General features: G+C 66.3%; 20 protein-coding genes. 8 read left to right on the top strand and 12 right to left on the bottom strand.

What is annotated here, in order from left to right; translation table 11 throughout:
• Positions 1 to 227: 227 nt before the first annotated feature.
• From IE083_RS11340 to edd, 5 genes are all read right to left on the bottom strand, one after another.
• A complete protein-coding gene (locus tag IE083_RS11340; protein ID WP_189353713.1) occupies positions 228 to 1,403 on the bottom strand; it encodes an MFS transporter in 1,176 nt (391 codons plus the stop codon).
• Between the two features lie 72 nt (positions 1,404 to 1,475).
• Positions 1,476 to 1,994, bottom strand: coding sequence for a MarR family winged helix-turn-helix transcriptional regulator (locus tag IE083_RS11335; protein ID WP_189353712.1), 519 nt, complete (start codon positions 1,992 to 1,994; stop codon positions 1,476 to 1,478).
• Positions 1,995 to 2,068: 74 nt separating this feature from the next.
• On the bottom strand, positions 2,069 to 2,305 hold the full coding sequence (locus IE083_RS11330; protein ID WP_373295188.1) for a DUF932 domain-containing protein: 237 nt from the start codon (positions 2,303 to 2,305) through the stop codon (positions 2,069 to 2,071).
• Positions 2,306 to 2,349: 44 nt separating this feature from the next.
• Positions 2,350 to 2,976: a bifunctional 4-hydroxy-2-oxoglutarate aldolase/2-dehydro-3-deoxy-phosphogluconate aldolase gene (locus tag IE083_RS11325; RefSeq protein WP_189353711.1), complete on the bottom strand. Its 627-nt coding sequence runs from the start codon at positions 2,974 to 2,976 to the stop codon at positions 2,350 to 2,352.
• Positions 2,977 to 3,148: 172 nt separating this feature from the next.
• The gene (gene edd / locus IE083_RS11320; RefSeq protein WP_189353710.1) at positions 3,149 to 4,990 is read right to left on the bottom strand and encodes a phosphogluconate dehydratase; all 1,842 of its coding nucleotides are present in this window, start codon (positions 4,988 to 4,990) and stop codon (positions 3,149 to 3,151) included.
• Positions 4,991 to 5,243: 253 nt separating this feature from the next.
• On the opposite strand from edd, the gene zwf reads away from it, so the two are divergent.
• The 6 genes from zwf (at position 5,244) to IE083_RS11290 (ending at position 13,035) form a co-directional block, all read left to right on the top strand.
• Positions 5,244 to 6,716, top strand: a complete 1,473-nt coding sequence (zwf, locus tag IE083_RS11315) for a glucose-6-phosphate dehydrogenase (RefSeq protein WP_189353709.1) — start codon at positions 5,244 to 5,246, stop codon at positions 6,714 to 6,716.
• A gap of 121 nt (positions 6,717 to 6,837) precedes the next feature.
• Positions 6,838 to 7,515: a 6-phosphogluconolactonase gene (pgl, locus tag IE083_RS11310; protein WP_189353708.1), complete on the top strand. Its 678-nt coding sequence runs from the start codon at positions 6,838 to 6,840 to the stop codon at positions 7,513 to 7,515.
• Positions 7,496 to 8,482, top strand: coding sequence for a glucokinase (locus tag IE083_RS11305; protein WP_189353707.1), 987 nt, complete (start codon positions 7,496 to 7,498; stop codon positions 8,480 to 8,482). The genes pgl and IE083_RS11305 overlap by 20 nt, the downstream gene beginning before the upstream one ends.
• The gene (hexR, locus tag IE083_RS11300) at positions 8,475 to 9,326 is read left to right on the top strand and encodes a transcriptional regulator HexR (protein ID WP_189353706.1); all 852 of its coding nucleotides are present in this window, start codon (positions 8,475 to 8,477) and stop codon (positions 9,324 to 9,326) included. Before IE083_RS11305 ends, hexR begins: the two co-directional genes overlap by 8 nt.
• 91 nt (positions 9,327 to 9,417) lie before the next feature.
• Positions 9,418 to 11,064, top strand: a complete 1,647-nt coding sequence (gene pgi / locus IE083_RS11295) for a glucose-6-phosphate isomerase (protein ID WP_189353705.1) — start codon at positions 9,418 to 9,420, stop codon at positions 11,062 to 11,064.
• 360 nt (positions 11,065 to 11,424) lie between these two features.
• Entirely contained in the window at positions 11,425 to 13,035 is a 1,611-nt protein-coding gene (locus tag IE083_RS11290; RefSeq protein ID WP_189353704.1) for a methyl-accepting chemotaxis protein, read from the top strand.
• Between the two features lie 43 nt (positions 13,036 to 13,078).
• On the opposite strand, the gene IE083_RS11285 is transcribed toward IE083_RS11290, so the two are convergent.
• Positions 13,079 to 13,336 (bottom strand): hypothetical protein, encoded by a 258-nt coding sequence (locus tag IE083_RS11285; protein ID WP_189353703.1) that lies wholly within the window; start codon positions 13,334 to 13,336, stop codon positions 13,079 to 13,081.
• Positions 13,337 to 13,509: 173 nt separating this feature from the next.
• Here IE083_RS11285 and IE083_RS11280 point away from each other — a divergent pair, with 173 nt between their 5' ends.
• Positions 13,510 to 14,298: a substrate-binding periplasmic protein gene (locus IE083_RS11280; RefSeq protein WP_189353702.1), complete on the top strand. Its 789-nt coding sequence runs from the start codon at positions 13,510 to 13,512 to the stop codon at positions 14,296 to 14,298.
• Positions 14,299 to 14,366: 68 nt separating this feature from the next.
• Here the strand turns inward: IE083_RS11280 and argH are convergent, their stop codons facing one another.
• Both argH and IE083_RS11270 read right to left on the bottom strand, forming a co-directional pair.
• On the bottom strand, positions 14,367 to 15,749 hold the full coding sequence (argH, locus tag IE083_RS11275) for an argininosuccinate lyase (protein WP_189353701.1): 1,383 nt from the start codon (positions 15,747 to 15,749) through the stop codon (positions 14,367 to 14,369).
• A 105-nt stretch (positions 15,750 to 15,854) separates the two neighbouring features.
• Entirely contained in the window at positions 15,855 to 16,388 is a 534-nt protein-coding gene (locus tag IE083_RS11270; protein WP_189353700.1) for a hemerythrin domain-containing protein, read from the bottom strand.
• 576 nt (positions 16,389 to 16,964) lie between these two features.
• On the opposite strand from IE083_RS11270, the gene ampD reads away from it, so the two are divergent.
• On the top strand, positions 16,965 to 17,552 hold the full coding sequence (gene ampD / locus IE083_RS16045) for a 1,6-anhydro-N-acetylmuramyl-L-alanine amidase AmpD (protein ID WP_373295190.1): 588 nt from the start codon (positions 16,965 to 16,967) through the stop codon (positions 17,550 to 17,552).
• 25 nt (positions 17,553 to 17,577) lie between these two features.
• Here ampD and IE083_RS11260 read toward each other — a convergent pair whose 3' ends face one another.
• From IE083_RS11260 to IE083_RS11245, 4 genes are all read right to left on the bottom strand, one after another.
• Positions 17,578 to 18,663, bottom strand: coding sequence for a hypothetical protein (locus IE083_RS11260; protein WP_189353698.1), 1,086 nt, complete (start codon positions 18,661 to 18,663; stop codon positions 17,578 to 17,580).
• 382 nt (positions 18,664 to 19,045) lie between these two features.
• Positions 19,046 to 19,936: a Tim44 domain-containing protein gene (locus IE083_RS11255; RefSeq protein WP_189353697.1), complete on the bottom strand. Its 891-nt coding sequence runs from the start codon at positions 19,934 to 19,936 to the stop codon at positions 19,046 to 19,048.
• A 76-nt stretch (positions 19,937 to 20,012) separates the two neighbouring features.
• Positions 20,013 to 20,714, bottom strand: a complete 702-nt coding sequence (tsaA, locus tag IE083_RS11250) for a tRNA (N6-threonylcarbamoyladenosine(37)-N6)-methyltransferase TrmO (RefSeq protein WP_189353696.1) — start codon at positions 20,712 to 20,714, stop codon at positions 20,013 to 20,015.
• Positions 20,715 to 20,783: 69 nt separating this feature from the next.
• Positions 20,784 to 21,536 carry a GNAT family N-acetyltransferase gene (locus IE083_RS11245; protein WP_189353695.1) on the bottom strand — a complete coding sequence of 251 codons (753 nt, stop codon included), beginning with the start codon at positions 21,534 to 21,536 and terminating at the stop codon, positions 20,784 to 20,786.
• Positions 21,537 to 21,793 lie beyond the last annotated feature (257 nt).

Genomic DNA, 21,793 nt, shown 5'->3' with positions numbered 1-21,793 from the left:
TCAAAATTCTGCACACCCTCGTCCGCGGGAGTATCGCGCAGGTGAAGGAGAGACAGCAGCCTGTCGTAAGACATCATGTTCGGGTTTTCTGAAAACTGTTTGAATGACTGTGGGATGACAATAAGGACTTCCATGTAACCTCGACTATCTAATGGAGCACCACATTGAAGCTGGCAGGCGCGATTGCCAGTTGTCTCCAGGTCTCAAGCCTGTTGTTATTTATTGAGCTACGCCGTGATGGCGCGGCGTCCCGTCATCACATACAGGGTTGCCGCTCCCAGTAGCACGGCCAGAACCAGAAACGCCTGCCTTGTGGACTGCTGAACAGTTTGCTGTGCCAGCCACGGCCCAAGGCTGGCGCCGACGAATAGCACAAAGGTGTAGAACGCGACCGCTAATCCACGCACTGATGCGTCAGCCGTAGTGGCTACGCGGGCAATCAACCCCGGCACGCTGATGCCAACCCCGGCCACAAACACCACGCTGGCGACAAGTAGTCCATACAGCTGCACATCACCAGCCCAAGCACACAGGGCCAAGCCGCAGGTCGCGATCACCAGTCCAACCTTCACCACCCGCTCGGCTCCATAGCGTGGCATAACCAGTGCCACGGCCAAGGGGGCAAGAAAGGCGGGCAACGCCAGCTCACGTGCGATCAAGGGTGTAATGCCTTGTGCCAGCAGTGTCGACCCGAGATGAGTGTCCAATCCCATGTAGAAGGCAACGAAGCACATCAGCAGCAACAAGGCCGGACCATAGACACGGCGTAGTTGCGGACAGGCCAGAATCCGCCCGATCTGCCGATAGCCGGCCAGCAGCGAAGATGTTGGCGCACCAGCAGCATCAATCGGCGTCGTCCATAGGCACCAGGCGGTCAGGGCAAAAACTGCGGCCAAGGGTTGCAATGCAGAGCCTAGTCCCCAGCGTCCTGCTACCTCTGTGCCATAGATCTGCCCTAGCAGTCCGGCGGATAAGAAGGCTGTGCTCAGCCAGGCTACGCTCCATACCCGCTGCCTGGGCGTACCGCGTTCGGCAAGATAAGCGATGGCGACCGGCGGAAACGTGGCGGCAGCCAAGCCCTGTACCGCCCGGCCAGCAAGCAACAGTGGCATAGCTTCGACCGTTGATAGCCATACAGTGACGAGTGACAGTGTGGTCAATCCCCACATCATCACCGTGCGCCGCCCCAGTCGATCAGACAGTGGACCGAAGATCAGAAAGCCCGTCGCATAGGCGAAGCCAAAAGCGCTAATCACGCCCGCTGCCGTCGCAGTGCCCATGCCGTGGGCTTGCGCCAACTGCGGCAGGATGGGCAGTGGCAGATAAAGCAGCGATACCACTGCCAGTGCACAGAGCACCAACAAGGCTCGCAAGGGGAATGACGGAAAATGTGTAGATGACATTTCATGACTCCAAGTAATCAGCTAGCTACATAAATGGATAAAAAACAGCTGGCTACATAATTTCCCAAAAAATTAGCCAGCTTCCCCATGCCCGGCCAGTACGCCCGTCTGGGTGAGCTTGAGCATGAGTTGGTTGAGCATCCGACGTTCGTCAGCATTGAAATGGCTCATCAATTTAGCCACCCAGGCATAGTGGCTAGGTAGTGCTTTGTCCAGTATTTCATCGCCTGCCTGCGTCAGGCGCACCAGCCGGGCCCGTGCATCGACCGGATCGACATCACGACTGCAGAGGCCCGCACCCACCATGCGATCAATGATCCGCGTCATGGTCTGGGACGTAACTGACACGCCATCTGCCAACGTCCCCACACCTAGCCCGTCTGGGTTGCGCTTGAGCAACAGCAGCACAAAAAACTGGGTCTGCGACAGCCCGCAGCTATGCGCAAGGTTGGCTTCGAAAGCCGACAGCATTTCCTGGGTTGCCGATGCCCAGATCAGCCATGTCTGGAGACCTTGCACATCGGTATTGCCGTAGGTGGCGCCGAAACGTTCCAGAGTGTCGTAGCTGGGTAAGTCTTTGAGTTCGAACATCAGGGAAGCACCTCCTTTGCTTAAAATGTAGCTGGCTACATTTTTATTGTCAAGCGTCGTCTTCCTGTCATTCCTCAGACCGAATAATCACAGCGTCTGGCCGCGCTGCCTCCCAATCTCCCATGACATGCCATTGCCGCAAACGAAGCGGAACATCCGGCCAGCATCTGATAGTTACTGGTGTCATCGTGCGAGTTCAACAGCACGATTTCATTGACTGTCGTGCCGTTGATCTGGCTGCATGACGCAGCCGGATTATGTGCCTGGTACTCGTGCCTGCCTCCATGGCGCACACGGGGCTGTGTCACCATGAGAGGCGGCAAGCCCTTGTCAAAAACGGGAGCAGATCCGTGCGTCAGCGTGTCGCCAGCGCGCTGGCCTGTTGTGCCAGCGCGGTGATGCGTGCCCAGTCCTGGGCGGCGATGGCGTCGTCCGGGGTCAGCCAGCTGCCGCCGACGCACAGCACGTTGGGCAGCGCCAGGTAGTTCGGCGCGCTGTTGATGTCGATGCCGCCGGTGGGGCAGAAGCGCAGTTCCGGCAGCGGGCCGGCCAGCGCCTTCAGCAGCTTGATGCCGCCGACCGCCTCGGCCGGGAACAGCTTGAGGATGTTGAAGCCCTCGTCCTGCGCGTGCATCGCCTCGGACGGGGTGGCCACGCCGGGGATGAAGGGCACGCCGGACGCGCGCGCGGCGGCGGCCAGTTCCGGCGTCAGGCCGGGGCTGATGCCGAACTGGGCGCCGGCGTCGAGCGCGGCCTCCAGGTGGGCGCGGGTGCGCACGGTGCCGGCGCCGACGATGGCGTCCGGCACTTCGTCGCGGATGCGGCGCATCGCCGCCAGCGCGGCCTTGGTGCGCAGCGTGATTTCCAGCGTGCGGATGCCGCCGGCGACCAGCGCGCGGGCGAGGTCGACCGCGACCGCGGCGTCGTTGACCACGATCACCGGCATTACCGGGCCTTGGCGTAGCAGAGTCAGTGCGTCCATCTTTGTTTCCTCTTGATTGGCCACGGAAGCACACGGAAAACACGGAAAAAATCATGACCGGGCAGGGGGCGTTGTGATCGCGCGGGACAACCGTCATTCCGACGCCCTGTCCGTGTCTTCCGTGTGTTCCGTGGCTAAAAAAGGTGTTCGTGTTTTCCGTGGCGAAGGGTTGTTACTTGGCGTCCGTCCACAGCGGATGGGCGAAGGTCATCGCGCCTTCCTCGGCGGTGGTGGCCTGCTGGCGGAAGCCTGCGAACAGGTCGCGGCCGACGCCGTGCTGGTGCCCGTCAAGGTTGGCCGCAACGCGTTCGCGCGCCGCCCACTCGGTCGCTTCCACCAGGATGCTCAGCTCGCCGCGGTCGGCATCCAGCCGCACCAGGTCGCCGTTCTGCACCTTGCCGATGTCGCCGCCCAGCAGCGCCTCCGGCGACACGTGGATGGCGGCCGGCACCTTGCCGGACGCGCCGGACATGCGGCCGTCGGTGACCAGCGCCACCTTGAAGCCGCGCTCCTGCAGCACGCCCAGCGGCGGCGTCAGCTTGTGCAGCTCCGGCATGCCGCAGGCAGCCGGGCCCTGGAAGCGGATCACCGCGACGAAGTCCTTCTCCAGCTCGCCGCGCTTGAAGGCGGCCAAGAGTTCGTTCTGGTCGTGGAACACCACGGCCGGCGCTTCCACCACGCGGTGTTCCGGCTTCACGGCGGAGACCTTGATCACCGCGCGGCCGATGTTGCCGGTCAGCACCTTCAGGCCGCCGTCGGCGGAGAAAGGGTTGGCCGCAGTGCGCAGCACGCCGTCGTCGCCGCTGGCTGCCGGCGCCGCGCGCCAGGCCAGCTGGCCGTCGTTAAGCCACGCTTCGCTGCAGTGCGCGCGCAGGCCACGGCCCATCACGGTGGTCACGTCGTCGTGCAACAGGCCGGCGTCCAGCAGTTCGCGGATCACGAAGCCCATGCCGCCGGCGGCGTGGAAGTGATTCACGTCGGCCTTGCCGTTGGGGTAGGCGCGCACGATCAGCGGCACCACCGCCGACAGTTCGTCGAAGTCGTCCCAGTTGACATCGATGCCGGCGGCGCGGGCGATGGCATTGATGTGCAGGGTGTGGTTGGTGGAGCCGCCGGTGGCGAGCAGGCCGACGATGCCGTTGACGATGGCCTTCTCGTCGATCACGTCGCAGATCGGGGTGAAACGCGGGCCCTGGGCCGAGATCTCGGTGGCGACGCGGGCGGCGTGGCGGGTCAGCGCCTCGCGCAGCGGGGTGTTCGGGTTGACGAAGGCGGCGCCCGGCAGGTGCAGGCCCATGATCTCCATCAGCATCTGGTTGCTGTTGGCGGTGCCGTAGAAGGTGCAGGTGCCGGGGCCGTGGTAGGACGCCGATTCCGATTCCAGCAGCGCGTCGCGGCCAACCTTGCCCTCGGCGAACAGCTGGCGCACCTTGGCCTTGTCGTCGTTGGAGATGCCGGTGGTCATCGGGCCGGCCGGCACGAACAGCGCCGGCAGGTGGCCGAAGGACAGCGCGCCGATCAGCAGGCCGGGTACGATCTTGTCGCACACGCCGAGGTACAGCGCGGCGTCGAACATCTGGTGGGAGAGGGCGATGGCGGTGCTCATCGCGATCACGTCGCGCGAGAACAGCGACAGCTCCATGCCCTCGAAGCCCTGCGTCACGCCGTCGCACATCGCCGGCACGCCGCCGGCCACCTGCGCGGTGGCGCCGGCCTTCAGCGCCTCGTCCTTCAGCAGCGCCGGAAAGGTTTCCAGCGGCTGGTGCGCGGACAGCATGTCGTTGTAGGAGGTGACGATGGCCAGGTTAGGGCGTACCGACTCTTTCAGGTGAATCTTGATCCCGTCCGGCATCGCGGCGAACGCGTGCGCCTGGTTGGTACAGGACAGGTGGGCGCGCTCGACCTTGCCCTGGCGCACGGCGGCGCGGGCTTGGGCCAGATAAGTGGCGCGGGTGACGCGGCTACGCTCGATGATGCGCTGGGTCACGGCAGCAAGAACGGGATGCAGACTCATTGGTGTAGGCCCTGATTGGTGTGCCTGAATGGTAGTTTTACTACAGTATGTTGGCAAGGTGTTACGCGATAAAAAAGCGGATTCCGGCGCCGACGATGCCTTTAAGTCCATATAAATCAGCTGTTTGATGGCGTGTTGGTGATCGGCAACAGTGGGGTGTGCCGATTCGACCGGCTGCGTTTTCACGTAGACAAGTTGTTTTCGTTTGGTAATATAACTACATCACAACCCACTGTGCGAGAGAACACTCAGGATGGAGAACACAAACCTGCACACCCCGGCCTTCGACATGGTGCTGTTCGGGGGCACCGGCGATCTGGTGATGCGCAAGCTGCTGCCGTCGCTGTACCAGGCGCACGCCGCCGGCCTGCTGCACGACGACGGCCGCCTGCTGGCGCTGGGCCGCCGCGACATGAGCCGCGACGACTACCTGGCGATGGTGGAAAAGAGCGCGCGCGTCCACATCAAGGAGCATTTCTCCGACGCCGCCTGGCACAGCTTCCTCGCACGGGTGGAATACCTGAAGGTCGACGCCGCCACGCCGGAGCACTACCCGGCACTAGCCGACGCGCTGAACCGGCACGCCGGCCGCGTGGCGGTCTGTTATCTGGCCACCGCGCCGGACCTGTTCGAGGGCATCTGCGACAACCTCGCCGCCGTCGGCCTCAACCACGACAAGGTGCGCGTGGTGCTGGAGAAGCCGCTGGGCCACGACCTGGAGTCGTCGCACGAGATCAACGAAGCCGTCGCCCGCCACTTCCGCGAAGAGCAGCTGTACCGTATCGACCACTACCTGGGCAAGGAGTCGGTGCAGAACCTGCTGGCGATCCGTTTCGCCAACGCGCTGTTCGAGCCGCTGTGGCGCCGCGAGTGGATCCACGACGTGCAGATCACCATCGCCGAGGACCTCGGCGTCGGCACCCGTGGCGACTTCTACGACAGCACCGGCGCACTGCGCGACATGGTGCAGAACCACCTGCTGCAGCTGTTGTGCATCGTGACGATGGAGCCGCCGGCCAACCTCGGCGCCGACGCGGTGCGCGACGAGAAGCTGAAGGTGCTGAAGGCGCTGCGCCCGTTCGGCGAGCAGGACGTCGCCAACAAGACGGTGCGCGCGCAATACAAGGCCGGCGCCGTCGGCGGCCAGCCGGTGGTTGGCTACCTGCAGGAGCAGGGCATCCCCGCCGCCAGCCACACCGAGACCTTCGTCGCCATCAAGGCCGAGATCGACAACTGGCGCTGGGCCGGCGTGCCGTTCTTCCTGCGCACCGGCAAACGCATGCAGGAGCGCGTGGCCGAGATCGTGATCAATTTCCGCGACGTGCCGCACCAGCTGTTCCCGAGCCCGATGGGCCTGAACACCGCCAACCGCCTGGTGATCCGCCTGCAGCCGGAGGAGAGCATCCGCCTGTACTTCCTGTCCAAGGAGCCGGGCGACACCCAGCGCCTGCAGCCGGTACACCTGAACCTGGATTTCCACGAATCGTTCAAGGTGCGCCGCGCCGACGCCTACGAGCGCCTGCTGCTGGACGTGATCCGCGGCAAGCTGGCGCTGTTCATGCGCCGCGACGAGCTGGTGGAGGCCTGGCGCTGGGTGGAGCCGATCATGGACAACTGGGCGCGCAGCACCACGCCGCCCAAGCAGTACACCGCCGGCAGCTGGGGCCCGGCCGCGTCCAGCGCGCTGCTGAGCCGCGACGGCATCAGCTGGCACGAGGAGTGTTGAAAGCCGGCTCGCGGCCGGCCTTCAAGGTTGGCCGCATGACCGGCGGCGACACGCCGCCGGCGCATTGAGACAACAAGACGCGCGGCAACACAGCCGCGCGCATGGCAACGGAGACACAGAGATGATGTTCCACGCTTTCGAATCGCAAGCGGCGGCGGCCGAGGTGCTCGCCCGCCGCGTCGCCGCCGACCTCGCCGCCGTCATCGGCCGCCGCGGTCACGCGGTGCTGGCGGTGTCCGGCGGCCGCTCGCCGGTGCCCTTCCTGCAGGCGCTGTCCGCCGAGGTGCTGGACTGGTCGCGCGTCTGCGTCACCCTGGTCGACGAGCGCGTGGTCGCGCCCGATCACGCCGACAGCAACGCGGCGCTGGTGCGCGACCACCTGCTGCAGGGCGGCGGCGCCGACGCCGTGTTCCGGCCGCTGGTGAGCGTTGCGGCCAACGTCGACGCCGAGCTGGCGCAGGCCGCCGCACAGTGGCAGACCCCGGACGTGGTGGTGCTGGGCATGGGCGACGACGGCCATACCGCGTCGCTGTTCCCCGATGCGGCCAACCTCGCCGAGGGCCTGGACCCGGCCAATCCGGCCGCGCTGCTGGCGGTGGTGCCGCCCGAGGCGCCGCACACCCGCATCAGCATGACGCTGGCCGAGATCCTGCGCAGCGGCAAGCTGTATCTGGCGATTGCCGGTGACAACAAGCGGCGGGTGCTGGAACATGCCAGCCGCACGCTGAGCGCGGCGCAGCCGGTCAGCCATCTACTGCAACAAACGGAGAACCCGCTTCATGTCTACTGGGCAGCCTAATCCTTTCCCGCGCCTGCTGGCCGACATCGGCGGCACCAACGCCCGCTTCGCACTGGAAACCGCCCCCGGGGTGCTGGAAGACATCGACGTGTTGCCGTGCAAGGACTACCCGACGCTGGTCGACGCCATCCGCAGCTATCTGGAGCGCGCCGCCAGCCGCGCGGTGCACCATGCCGCTATCGGCATCGCCAACCCGGTGACCGGCGACTGGGTGCAGATGACCAACCATCACTGGGCGTTCTCGATCGAGGCCACCCGCCGCGAGCTGGGCTTTGCCACCCTGCTGCTGCTCAACGACTTCACCGCGCTGGCGATGTCGCTGCCCTTCCTGCCGGCCGGCGAGCTGGTGCAGGTCGGCGGCGGCGAGCCGCGCCACGGCGCCAAGGCGCTGATCGGCGCCGGCACCGGCCTCGGCGTCTCCGGCCTGCTGCCGCACGCCGGCGGCTGGGTGGCGATCGCCGGCGAGGGCGGCCACGTCGCCTTCGCCCCCGGCAACGAGGAAGAGGTGGCGCTGTGGCGCTACGCGCAGCGCCGTTTCGGCGAGCACGTGTCCGCCGAGCGCTTCCTGTCCGGCCCCGGGCTGGAGCTGATTTTTGACGCGCTGGCCGAGGCCGACGGCGAAGCCGCCGGCCAACTGCCGGCGGCGGCGATCAGCGAGCGCGGCCTGTCCGGCACCTGCCCGCGTTGCGTGAAGGTGCTGGCGCTGTTCTGCGGCATGCTCGGCAACGCCGCGGCCAACCTGGCGGTGACGCTGGGCGCCGTCGGCGGCGTCTACATCGGCGGCGGCATCGTGCCGCGCTTCGGCGAGCTGTTCGCGCGCTCGCCGTTCCGCGAGCGCTTCGAGGCCAAGGGCCGCTTCCGCGACTACACCCGCGCGCTGCCGGTGTACGTGATCCACAGCGCCTACCCGGCGCTGACCGGGGTGCAGGCCGCGCTGCGCGAACATCTGGGAGAACGTGATGCTTGAGAAAATCCGTGCCGAGCTGGATACCCTGTCCGGTGCCGAACGTCGCGTCGCCGAGCAGGTGCTGGCGCAGCCGTATACCGTGATGCAGTCGGCGGTGTCCGACATCGCCGCCAGCGCCGGCGTCAGCCAGCCGACGGTGATCCGCTTCTGCCGCAGCATGGGCTTCTCCGGCCTGTCCGACTTCAAGCTCAAGCTGGCCGGCACCCTGGTCGGCGGCGTGCCCTTTGTTCACTCCAGCGTGCGCCCGGAAGACCCGGTGTCGGAGATCACCGCCAAGGTGTTCGACAACACCGTCACCGCGCTGCTCAAGTGCCGCAACGAGGTCAACCCGCAGGCGGTGGACGAGGCGGTGGAGCTGCTGGCCCACGCCCGCCGCATCGAGTTCTACGGCCTCGGCAACTCCGGCATCATCGCCGCCGACGCGCAGCACAAGTTCTTCCGCTTCGGCATCCCCACCGTCGCCTACGCCGACAGCCACATCCAGATCATGGCCGCCTCGGTGCTGACCCCGGACGACGTGCTGGTGACCATCTCCAGCTCCGGCCGCTCGCGCGAGCTGATGGACGCGGTGGACGTGGCGCTGGCCAACGGCGCCAAGGTGATCGCCATCACCGTGCCGGACACGCCGCTGGCGGCGCGTGCCACGGTGACGCTGGCGGTGGATGCACCGGAAGACAGCGAGACCTACAGCCCGATGCTGTCGCGCATCCTGCACCTGGTGATCATCGACATCCTGACGGTCGGCGTCGCGCTCAAGCGCGGCCCCGGCCTGGTGACGCAACTGGAAAAAGCCAAGCGCAGCCTGAAGCAGAAGCGCCTGCGCGGTGACGAAGACCATGACTAGCGCTGCCGCCAACCGCCCGCGCGGCCGGCGCAAACCAGCCAGCCCGCCAGAGCTTGGCCGCAACAAGACGACAAAGAGACCCGGAGCCATCATGAGCAAACTGACCCAGCTTCCCGCCTGGCACGCCCTGTGGGACCACTTCAACGACGCCAAGAACCTGCACATGCGCGAGCTGTTCGACAGCGACCCTGCGCGTGCCGAACGCTACTCGCTGGAAGTCGGCGGCCTGTTCCTGGACTACTCCAAGAACCGCATCACCGACGCGTCGCTGCAGGGCTTGATGCAGCTTGCGCGCGAGGCCGGCCTGCCGGCACGCATCAAGGCGATGTTCAAGGGCGAGAAGATCAACAGCACCGAACACCGCGCCGCGCTGCACGTGGCGCTGCGCAACCGCACCAACTCGCCGATCCTGGTCGACGGCGAGGACGTGATGCCCAAGGTGAACTCGGTGCTGTCGCGCATGGGCAAGTTCGCGCACGCGGTGCGTTCCGGCGAGTGGCTGGGCTACACCCACCAGCCGATCACCGACATCGTCAACATCGGCATCGGCGGCTCCGACTTAGGCTCGCTGATGGTCTGTAGCGCGCTCAAGCCCTTTGGCCACCCGCGCATGAACATGTACTTCGTGTCCAACGTCGACGGTGCGCAGCTGAAGGAAACGCTGAAGAAGGTGCACCCGGAGACCACGCTGTTCGTGGTGGAATCCAAGACCTTCACCACCCAGGAAACGCTGACCAACGCGCTGACCGCGCGCGACTGGTTCGTGGCGCGCGCCCGCGACGAAAAAGCCGTGGCCAAGCACTTCGTCGCGGTGTCCACCAACAAGAAAGCCGTCGCCGACTTCGGCATCGACCCGGCCAATATGTTCGAGTTCTGGGACTGGGTCGGCGGCCGCTACAGCCTGTGGTCGGCCATCGGCCTGCCCATCATGCTGTACCTGGGCGAGGAGAACTTCACCGAGCTGCTCAACGGCGCCCACATCATGGACCAGCACTTCGCCAACGCGCCGTTCGAGCAGAACATGCCGGTGCTGCTGGCGATGATCGGCATCTGGTACATCAACTACTACGGCGGCGGCAGCCATGTCATTGCCCCGTACGACCAGTACCTGCACCGCCTGCCGGCCTTCATCCAGCAGCTGGACATGGAGTCCAACGGCAAGCAGACCATGCTCGACGGTGCGCCGGTGGACTTCGAGACCGCGCCCATCATCTGGGGCGAGACCGGCATCAACGGCCAGCACGCGTTCTTCCAGCTCTTGCACCAGGGCACCCACATCTCGCCGATCGACCTGATCTGCTCGCTGCAGAACAGCTCCAGCCTGCCCGGCCACCACGAGATCCTGCTCGCCAACGTGTTCGCGCAGGCCGAGGCCTTCATGCGCGGCAAGACCGCGGACGAGGCGCGCAGCGAACTGGAGGCGCAGGGGCTGACGGGCGAGGCACTGGAGGCGCTGGTGCCGCACAAGGTGTTCGCCGGCAACCGTCCGACCAACACCCTGCTGATGGACAGACTCGATCCGCGCAACCTGGGCAGCCTGATCGCCGCCTACGAACACAAGATCTTCGTGCAGGGCGTGATCTGGCACATCAACAGCTTCGACCAGTGGGGGGTGGAGCTGGGCAAGCAGCTGGCCAAGACCATCCACGCCGAGCTGGCCGGCAAGCTGAAATCGGCGCCGCACGACAGCTCGACCAAGGCGCTGATCGAGCGCTACCGCCGCGCCAACGCGCAGTAAGGCGTCGCCATTTCCAAGCCAACCGGAGCCTCGCGCTCCGGTTTTTTCATGGCCGCGGCTGCGGCAACTAGGGAAAGCCGCAATGCGGTACTCCCCAATGGTGGGGCGGCCAAGGGCGGCACTAGCATGCTCTTGCCGTCGCGGCCGCCATGGCGCCTTGTTTCATGACAATGGCTGGCTATGCTGTAGCAAGGTTATGACGTTGGCCGCAAGGGGCCGTGCGCGGCGGCCGGCAAGCCGCAATATTACCAAGCCGTTGTCAGCGCTTTGTAAGGCCGCGCTGCTAGTCTGGACCGCGAATTGTCTGCGCGGGCCGCTTGCCGGCCTGCCTCCCCCGTCTTTGTTTGCAAGGAAATCATCATGCGCGTTTCTACCCGGCTGGCCGTCATCATCCTGGCCAGCTTTATCGGATTGCTGCTGCTGGCCGGGCTGTCGCTGCACAGCATCCGCCAGTCGCTGTACGAGGAAAAACAGGCCTTCATCGTCAACCAGCTGCGCATGGCGGAAGGGGTGCTCGGCCACTACGCCGCCGCGGCACAGCAGGGGCGGCTGAGCCAGGCCGAGGCGCAGCAGCAGGCGCGGCAGGCGCTGGCGATGCTGACGGTGGACGACGTGTACTACTTCGCCCGCGACAAGGACAACGTGATGCAGGTGCACGTGAAGGCCGACCGCATCGGCAAGGTCGACCTCGGCTCCAGGCTGCCGGACGGGCGCACGGCAGTCGATGCCTACAATGAGGCACTGCGCACGGCCAAGTACGGCCTCACCGAGATCTACACCACACGCAAGGGCTCGGACCAGCAGGTACCCAAGCTCAACGGCGTGGTGCGCTTCGAGCCGTGGGGCTGGATGGTGGGCACCGGCATCTTCGTCGACGACATCGCCGCCACCTTCTGGCGCAATGCCTCGCTGCTGCTGGCGCTGGCGGCCGTGGTGGTGGTGGTGCTGGCGGCGCTGGCGCTGACCATGTCGCGCCGCATTATCGGCTCGCTCGGCGGCGAGCCGGCCTACGCGGTGGCGGTGGTGGAGGCGATCGCCGCCGGCGACCTCAACCAGAGCATCCGCCACAATGGCAAGCCGCACAGCCTGCTGTTCGTGATGGCGGCGATGCAGCAGAAGCTGCGCGAGATGATCGCGCAGATCAGCGACTCCGCCGCGCAGCTGGGCGACACCGCCGCGGCGCTGGGCGAGCAGATGCAGCGGCTGGATACGGTGTCCGCCACCGCCAACGATTCCACCACCGCGGCCGCGGCGGCGATCGAGCAGCTGTCGGTGAGCATCGATCACGTGTCCGACAGCGCGCGCCAGACCGAGGTCGATTCGCACGGCGTGGCACAGCTGGCACAGCAGGGGCTGGGGGTGGCGCAAGGCGTGGTGTCCAGCATCCGCGGCATTGCCGGCGAGGTCAGCGACGCCTCCGGCCGCGTGCTGTCGCTGAGCGAGCGCACGCGCAGCATCAGCGGCATCGCCGACACCATCCGCGACATCGCCGACCAGACCAACCTGCTGGCGCTGAACGCGGCGATCGAGGCGGCGCGGGCCGGCGAATTGGGACGCGGCTTCGCGGTGGTGGCGGACGAGGTGCGCAAGCTGGCGGAGCGCACCGCGCAGGCCACCAGCGAGATTTCCACCATCATCCACAGCGTGGTGCAGGAGACCGCCGGGGTATCCGGCGCGATGGAACAGATCGCGCCGCTGGTGGAGGACGGCGTGCAGCAGGTGACGCAGCTGGCCGGTGCGCTGGGCCAGATCGACGACAAGGCCGGCCACACGCTGGAACGCTTCCGCAACGTGGCGCTGGCGATGAGCGAGCAGAGCCAGGCCGGGGTCAGCATCGCCGGCAGCGTGGAGCAGGTGGTGCAGGTGGTGGAGGAAACGCAGTCCTCGGTGCGCTTCACCACCGGCGCCTCGGCGCGGCTGCAAACGTTGGCCGCAGGCCTGCAGCAGGCGGTGTCGCGCTTCCGCGTGTAGGCGTGAGCGTCCGGTGAGCGCCAGCACTCACCGGACGTATGACTCAGGGGGCGCTGCTGTCGCGCATACACTTCTTCACGAAGCTGTTCTTGGCGGCGCCGGCCAGTTTTTTCTCGGCGGCCTTGCCGTCGCACATGGCTTGCGCGTTGCCCGGCTGTTCGCGTTCGCACTTCTTCATGAAGCTGTTCTTGGCGGCGCCGGCGAGCTTCTTCTCGGCAGCCATTTTTTCGCAGGCCGGATTGGCGGCCAGCAGCGGGCCGGAGAACAGGGCGAGGGTAAGCAGCAGGATCAGTTGACGCATGGTGTGTCCTTTCGGGAGGGGGAGTCGGGGCCAGGCGCCGTCGCGGCGCCTGGCTTCACTATGGTTGCTGCCGGTCAAAAATGAAATGCCGCTTGTTGCGCTATGCTGGTCATGGCATTGTCACGCGGCAATGCCATCATCACTGCCAGGACAGATACGGGATGCGACAGGGAATGAGCGGGAGAGGGGTTGGCGTATGGCTGGGGCTGCTGTGCGCCCTGCCGCTGGTAGCGCTGGCGGCAAGCGAACGGCCGCAGCTGAGCATCGTCGCCATGGATCAGGCGTCGCCGCCCTATCTCATCGGCGAGGGCGACCGCTTCGCGCCGCAGCCCGGCCTTGCCGTCGAGCTGGCGCAGCGGGCGGCGAACGCCTGCGGCGTCGAGCTGCAATTGCTGCGTCAGCCGGGGCTGCGCATGCTGCAGAGCCTCAAGAGCGGCAGCGCCGACGCCGCGCTGCTGCTGTCCTACAACGAGGAACGCGCGCAGTTCGCGGTCTACCCGCTGCGCGACGGCCAACCCGACGGCCGCCAGCGCATGAGCACGCTGCGCTATGTACTGTTTGTGCGCCACGACAGCCAGCTTGTGTGGGATGGCACGCGGCTGACTCCGCCGCAGGCGGTGGTGGGCAGCAATATCGGCTGGTCGGTGATCAAGGATCTGGAGCGCTACCAGATCAGGGTCGAAACCGCGCTCAGTGTCGGCAGCAACTTCAACAAGCTGCAGGCCGGGCGCATCGATGCCTACGCCATCCAGGATCTGCTGGCCGAGGGCTATCTGGCGGCACAGCCGCAGCTCACGGTGCGCGCGCTGCCGCAGCAACTGGTCAGCAAGGACTACTTCATGCCGTTCAGCCGCCAGTTCGCCGCCCGCCAGCCGCAGCTGGTGCAGTGCATGTGGCAGCAGGTGGCGCGCCAGCGTGATGCGCTGCTGAAACAGCGCATGGCGGTCTATATCAATCACTGATGCGGCCAACGTTGGCCGCAAAAAAGCCGACGCACGGGCGTCGGCTTTTTGTCGGGCGGGATGGATGATCAGCCGGCCAGTCGCGCGCGGTGGCGGGCGATCTGCGCGCGCACCTGGTTCGGCGCGGTACCGCCGACGTGGTCGCGCTGCGCCAGGCTGCCTTCCGGCGTCAGCACGGTGAACACGTCCTGCTCGATCAGGGTGCTGAACTCGCGCAGTTTTTCCAGGCTCAGGTCGGCAATGTCCACGCCCTGCAGCTCGGCGTGGCGCACGGTCAGTGCCACCACTTCGTGGCTGTCGCGGAACGGCATGCCTTTTTTCACCAGGTAGTCGGCGAGGTCGGTGGCGGTGGCGAAGCCCTGCAGCACCGCGGCGCGCACCGCGTCCTTCTTCACGGTGATGCCGCGCATCATGTCGGCGTAGATGCGCAGGGTGTCGATCAGGGTGTCCGCGGTGTCGAACAACGGTTCCTTGTCTTCCTGGTTGTCCTTGTTGTAGGCCAGCGGCTGCGCCTTCATCAGGGTAACCAGCGCGATCAGGTGGCCCACCACGCGGCCGGATTTGCCGCGTACCAGCTCCGGCACGTCCGGGTTTTTCTTCTGCGGCATGATGGAGCTGCCGGTGCAGAAGCGGTCGGCGATGTCGATGAAGCCGACGCGCGGGCTCATCCACAGGATCAGCTCTTCCGACAGGCGGCTCAGATGCACCATCACCAGGCTGGCGGCGGCGGTGAATTCGATGGCGAAGTCACGGTCGGATACCGCGTCCAGCGAGTTGTGGCACACGTCGTCGAAGCCCAGCAGTTGCGCGGTGTAGTGGCGGTCGATGGGGAAGGTGGTGCCGGCCAGCGCGGCGGCGCCCAGCGGCAGGCGGTTCACCCGCTTGCGGCAGTCGGTCATGCGCTCGGCGTCGCGACCCAGCATTTCGACGTAGGCCAGCATGTGGTGGCCGAAGGTCACCGGCTGGGCGACTTGCAGGTGGGTGAAGCCCGGCATCACGGTGTCGGCATTGGCTTCGGCCAGGTCCAAGAGGCTGGTCTGCAGCTCGGCGATGAAACCGACGATGGTGTCGATCTGCGCGCGCAGCCACAGGCGGATGTCGGTGGCGACCTGATCGTTACGCGAGCGGCCGGTGTGCAGGCGCTTGCCGGCGTCGCCGATCTTGTCGGTGAGGCGGCGCTCGACGTTCATGTGCACGTCTTCCAGGTCCACGCTCCACTCGAAGTTGCCGGCGCGGATGTCGGCGATGATGGCGGCCATGCCGTCGCGGATGGCGGCGAGGTCGGCATCGGACAGCACGCCGCACTTGTTGAGCATCGCGGCGTGGGCCAGCGAGCCTTCGATGTCGAATTCGGCCAGACGGTTATCAAAGGTGACCGAAGCGGTGTATTTCTTGACCAGCTCGGAGACCGGCTCGGAGAAGCGGCCAGACCAGGCGTGCGTGTCTTGCATGGTGATGATGTCCCGGGTTTGTACGTGGAGGGCGTGTCTGGCCAACGATTATAAGGAAAGCCCGCCATCAGGGCGAGGGCGGGCTGGTTCCGTATGCAGACGGGATCAGCGTGGCAAAGTGCGCCGCGCCGCCATGCGCTTGCCGGCGTCGCGCAGCTCGTCCTCGCTGATCAGCTGGCCGGCGACCGGGAACAGCCAGTCTTCCTCGCGCTGCGCGTGCTCACGGTACAGGCGGGTGAACTCGGCGATGGCGGCGGTGTCCAGTTCCGCCAGCTCGCCGCGACCGAAGGTCTGCAGCTGCTCGTGGATCGCGTTCCAGCGCGCATGCAGGTAGCCGTGCTCGGCCAGCAGCTGCTCGATCTTGGCGGCGGCGTCCGGCTGCCGCGCCACGATCAGCGGAAACAGCTCACCTTCTTCGTCCTGATGATGCGCGGGGCCGGCAATCTCGAAATAGCGCACGATGCCGGCGATGGTATTCAGCACGGCATGGCTGTGGCCGTGCTCGGTGATATAGCCGGGCAGTGCGTCCAGCTGCTTGCAGAAGTGGCGCACCTTGTCGTGACAGGCATACAGCATGTCCAGCGGTTCGTCGAAGGAAGGCGCGGGGACCGCGCTGGTCAGGGCATCCAGGCTCAGCATGGCAGGCTCCAGAATTGATGGCGGGTTACTGCAGTATGGCGCATGGCGGCGCCGCTGCCCATGATCCGTCTCAAGCGGCGGGCGGAGATTTGCATTACAGTCTCGGCTGATATTTCTTGTTGCAGGCGAGTGATGACTGTCCCGTTCCTGATCCGTGAACTGTGCCGCGACGATGCGGCCAACCTTGGCGCCGCGCTGGTGCTGCACGACGCCGCCCACGCGCTGGAAGCGGCGTGGCTGGATGGCTACCCGCTGCCGCGGCTGTGGGATAGCGCCGCCGACATCGCCGCCAGCCCGCTGAACATCCTTGCCGGCTACGACGAAGCGATGCAGCTGTGTGCGCTGCTGGCCTGCGGCCGGGCCGACGACGGCGGCCTCGACATCGTGCGCCTGCTGGTGGCGCCGGCGCGGTTGGGCGAGGGCTGGGCCGGGCGCCTGCTCACCGCCGCGCTGGCCGGCGAAACCGCCGCCACGGCCGGCAGCGCGCAGGCCAACTGCGCTGCGCTGCGCTGCTATCACAAGGCGGGTTTCGTGCGCGTGCGCGACTTTGCCGCCGCGGACGGACTGGCGCTGACCATGCTGCGCTGGCAGCGCGACGACAGCGAGCTGCTGCTGACGCTGGATGCCGGCGGCTGGGTCAAGGAGGCCGAGCGGCTGCCGTCGCCCAATTGCGACAGTTATCCACAGCCAGAGGTGCCGCTGCTGGTTATCCACAATATCAGCCTGCCGCCCTACCGCTACGGTGGCGACGGCGTGGCACAGCTGTTCGGCAACAGCCTCGATCCGGCGGCCGATCCCTACTACGCCACCATCGCCCACTTGCGGGTGTCGGCGCACTTCTTCATCCGCCGCGACGGCAGCCTGCTGCAGTTCGTGTCCACCCGCCGGCGCGCCTGGCACGCCGGGGTGTCGCAGTGGCGCGGCCACGAGCGCTGCAACGACTTCGCGCTCGGCATCGAGCTGGAAGGTTGCGATTTCGAGCCGTTCTGCCACGCGCAGTACCGCACGCTGGCGGCGCTGGCGCGGCTGCTGCAGCGCGAGTGCGGTATCCGCGCCATTACCGGCCACCAGCACATCGCGCCGGGGCGCAAGACCGATCCGGGGCCGTACTTCGACTGGCCAAGGTTGGCCGCAGCGGTGGGGCGGGCATTGCCGGAGAACTGAGGCGGCGGCGTGGGCGGTAGCGGAGTCAGAAGTCGCGCCAGGAGGCGGTTTTCCTGGCGATGGTATATTCGGCGCCGGGGAGACCGGGCAAGGACCCGAATGACGGATTGCCCATATTGGGCCAGCCCGTGAATTTGGTATTGGCGGTGATGTCGGTCAGGTCGCCTTCGATTGCCAGCGTGCCGGTGAGGGTGGCGCCGCCCCAGCCGTTCTTGCTGCAGCTGTCGGCGTAGTAGACCAGGCCGTGGATCACCACGCCGCCGTTCATCTTCGGGCAGCCGGCGCCGCTGTCGAACACCAGGATCGCAGGCTGGCTCGGGCTGCCGACATTCCGGTGCCAGTTCTGGCTGCCGATGTCCCCGATATTGCTGGCGTCAAAGTAGTAGACGGTGCGCTGATAGCTGGTGCCGGCTTGCTGTGCCGCCAGTTCCGCTGCGGCCTGCGCCTCTGATTCCAGCCGCATCTGCTCCTTGCTGGTGTCCGGGAACACGAAATTCCACGCGCTGCCGCTGAAGGCATTGCCCTGGATCTGGCCGGTGACCGACAGGTGGCCCGGCTGGTTGGATGCGGCGGAGGCCGAGGTCATGATCGCCACGCCGCTGTCGCCGGCGCTCTCCGACGGATTGCCGGTGATGCAGCTTTTTTTCTTGCCGCAGTCGCCGAGGCTGCCCGCAACCACGATGGGCGCCATGCCGGCCAGATTTGGCGGCATTGTCAGCATTACCCGCTGCCGGATGCCGACAGGAATGTCGTTGCCGGTGATGGCACGGATTTCAAGCATGGTGTGGCCGGGGCCGGAGGCAATTTGCCACAGGCTGATGTCCACACTGATATCACCGATGCGTTGGCTGGCGATATTGGTGTCGAGCAGGCTGCCATTGGCTTGGCCGTCATCCCAGTTGCCGGCATGAACCAGTGCGCCGGGTCTTACTGCCCCGGATGAAAGCCAGGCCAGCGTGGTTTCGATGCCGCCTCGTGCGGCTTCCATCGCCCTGGCCTGGCTGATTCTATTACTGCCGGCCTTGATCTCAAACAGCATGGCGCTGCTGCTCTGGAATACCATCAGGCTGCTAAGAAACAACACCAGCAAGGCCATTGCCAGTGTTGCCATGCCTTGTTGCCGGCCGGTGGGCGTGCAGGGTAGGGCGGAATCCGTGCTGGAGATGGAATGCATGGCGGTACCGGCGGCGAATTGGAGGTGCCGTGGCCGGGAACCTTCAAGGTGACGGGTATTTGCGCAATCATTGCAAATGACATGCCATTTATCATATTCGAATGATGTGCATAGAGACAATATTCCTTATGCAAATAAACAAGGCTTGCACATTGCCTTTCAGGCCGCTGGCAGGATGCCGTCTCTTGGCGCGGACGGGCTGAAGGTCAGGGATTTATTCGGGTGCCGGGCGTATTGGTGCCGGGAGAGGGCGGAGGCTGGTGTCTTGTGACGCCAGCCTCCGTGGCGGCGCTGATGGTGCCGCCGTGGCAGTGCGGGATCAGGCTTGCTGGATGCCGGCGATCAGCCACTTGGCGCTGTTGCTGTCGTCCTTCACGTAGTGCCACACCTCGCTGAACGGTACCGGCGCAGTGCCGACGCTTTCGCTGACGGTGCCGCTGAAGCGGACGCTGGCGATCATGCGGCCGCCTTCGTTGACGGCCTCGATCACGCTGCAGTCCAGCTGCGGGAAGTCGGCCGCTTCGCTGTTGCCGCTGATATCGTCACGCAGCGCGTTGAACAGCTCCGGCGTCATGTACTTGCGCACTTCTTCGAGGCTCTCCGCCGAGTTCAGGTTCTGCAGGTGCAGGAAGGTGGCCTTGGCCTGGCGCAGGAAGTGCGGGATCTCGGTGCCGTCCGGCAGGCGCTGCAGGCTGGCCGGTGGCGGCGTCAGCCCGCTGCCGCCTTGTGGCTGCATGCCGGAGCCGATAGGCGGAATGGCACCGTTGGGACCGGCGGCGGCCGGTTCGAAGCGGCTGGCGTTCGGTACCGACATCGGACGCGGTGCCTGCTGGCGCTGACGGGCGGCGCGGTTGCGCAGGAAGGACAGCAGCGCGAGGCCGCCGAGGCCGCCGGCGAGGATGCCCAGCCACGGGAAGTCGCCATCGCCGCCAAAGGCGGAGCTCAGCATGTAACCGGCAGCGGCGCCGACGGCGCCGGCGGCCAGCATGCCACCGATGCCGGAGCCTTTTTGCTGGCCGGCTGCGGCTGGCGCCATCGGCGCGGCAGGCTGGGCCGGTGCGGCGCCAGGCTGCTGGTAGCTTTGTGTCGGGGTCGAGCGCTGCATGCCGGCGCTGCGGCCCTTGCCCAGCCGTGCGGCTTCGGCAAACGGGGCAGCAAGGATGCTGATGAGGGAGAGGGCCAGAAGGGCGGTCTTCGCTCGGGAAGTCATGTTGTCAATCTCCAGTGTAAGCGGCACGTCCGTGTTTCGGAGGGTCCGGACGCGGTTCGACCGGGTGCCACACGGATTAGTTCTGGGTGGGCGGGTTTATTTCAAGTACCGTCGCCACATTGTCGGCAATGTTGAACACGATGTTGCAGTCCGCCAGCCGCACGCCGTAGCGCCGTTGCGGGTCGTCCTGGTAGGCCGGGCGCGGGTCCTGCGCCAGTACCTCTGCGATCAGCTGCGGCAGCCACGCCGGCGCCTGCGGCCAAGCTTGCAGCTGCGCGCGCGCGGCCTCGCTCCAGCGCACCGCCAGCTGCGGCGGCGGGCCGTCGACGAAGCCGCCACGGGCGTCGGGCTTGGCCTCCACGAACGGGATGTAGGGCTTGATGTCCAGCACCGGCGTGCCGTCGAGCAGGTCGGCGCCGCTCAGCCGCAGCGTGACGCCGTGGCCGGTATCGATGCCCTGCAGCGCCACCAGCGACAGCCCGAGGCCGTTGGGACGGTGCGTGGCGCGGCTGGCGAACACGCCGACCTTGCTGTTGCCACCCAGCCGCGGTGGCCGCACCAGCGGCTGCCAGCCGCGTGCCAGCGTGTCGTGGAACACGAAGGTCAGCCACACGTGGGAGAAGTCTTCCAGCCCGCGCACGCAGTTGGGCTGGTTGTAGGGCGGCAGCAATTCCAGCGTTACCAGGGCGGACGGGGCCAGCGCCGGCTGACGCGGGATGCCGAATTTTTCCTGGTACGGCGAGTGGATGATGCCGACGGGGGTGACCGAATATTCCATCCCGCGATTGTAACAGCGCTCGCAAGGTTGGCCGCAAGGCGGTGCCTGCGGCCAAGCTTGCACCATGCCTCAGCTGGCGGCGAAGTGCTTCTGGTGGCGCAGGTCGAGGCGGTTCATCGGCAGCAGCATGAAGAAGTCGGCGCAGTTGAAATCCGGGTCCCACGCTGGCTCGCCGCACACCCAGGCGCCGGCGCGCAAATAGCCCTTGATCAGCGGCGGCAGCGGTGCCGGCGCGGCGTCGTCCTGTATCTGGTGCAGCGGCAGGGCCAGGTGCGGCGTCACCCGCCACTCCACCGGCGCCAGATGCTTGCCTTCCAGCTGGCGATAGAGGCTGACTGCCTGGTGGCCGCCGTCGGCGAGGCTGACGCTGGCGCAGCCGGCCAGATACTGGCCGCCCTGCTGCCGTACGTAGTCGGCGAGGCCGGCCCACAGCATGGCGATCACCGCGCCGCGACGGTAGTCCTTGTGCACGCAGGAGCGGCCGACCTCGATCACGTGGTCGCGGATGCCGGCCAGCCGCGACAGCTCGAATTCGTGCTCGGAATACAGCTGCGGCAGCTGCCGTGCCCGGTGCGGCGGCAGCATGCGGTAGGTGCCGACCACCTTGCCGCTGAGGTTGTCCTCCACCAGCAGGTGGTCGCAGAAGGCATCGTAGTCGTCGCGGTCGATGCCTTCGGCGGCGGAGGCCAGCTGTGCGCCCATCTCGGTGGCAAACACCTGGTAGCGCAGCTTCTGCGCGCGGCGGATGTCCTTGTCGCTGCGCGCCAGTCGCACGCTCAGCCGGGGGGCGGTGCTGACCGCCAGTTGTTCGCTCAATTGCATGCTGCATTCCTGTGCGGGGTCGATGGCTGCATGCTAAACGCCGATTCTGACAGCGCCGTGTCCAGTCCATGAACGGCGGGTGACCGGGCGGTGAAACCCTGATGACAGTCAGGGTGATGAAAATCAAGGACTTAACCTCGGTGGCGGATTTCGGTTACAATGTCCGGTTCTTTCCATAGCCGGGCAGGTGCTGCCGCTTGCGGCCAACCTTTAGACGGTGGCGGCACGGCGGCAACGGCTCACGGTCTTATTTAGCA

The organism is Vogesella fluminis (assembly GCF_014652335.1).
Lineage (GTDB): Bacteria > Pseudomonadota > Gammaproteobacteria > Burkholderiales > Chromobacteriaceae > Vogesella > Vogesella fluminis.
The sequence above is the reverse complement of the archived record's forward strand: the minus strand, read 5'-3'. Positions and strand labels throughout refer to the sequence as shown.